1 protein-coding gene is annotated in these 249 nt (G+C 57.8%); it reads left to right on the top strand.

What is annotated here, in order from left to right; translation table 11 throughout:
• On the top strand, window positions 1–249 hold a 249-nt coding region (locus tag EOD29_RS33790), incomplete at both ends, for an extracellular solute-binding protein (protein ID WP_127248879.1).

The raw sequence follows: 249 nt of genomic DNA, 5'->3' as shown, positions 1-249 counted from the left end.
CATTCCACGGAGGGGTGCCGCGCAGGATGCGAACACCGTGCGCGTCCTGTCCGTTGAAGACCCATTCTTTTTCTCAATGAAGGCGCTGGTGCCAGAATACGAGAAGGAAACCGGCATCAAAGTCGAACTGGAGAGTCTCTCCTATGACGCCCTCCAATCGCGCCTCGTGTCTGCCTTTGTCGCCAAGACCTCCGACGCCGATGTCATCGTCGTCGACCAGATGTGGCTCGGGCAATATCTCGACAACGG

Source organism: Mesorhizobium sp. M1A.T.Ca.IN.004.03.1.1 (assembly GCF_003997555.1).
Lineage (GTDB): Bacteria > Pseudomonadota > Alphaproteobacteria > Rhizobiales > Rhizobiaceae > Mesorhizobium.
The sequence above is the reverse complement of the archived record's forward strand: the minus strand, read 5'-3'. Positions and strand labels throughout refer to the sequence as shown.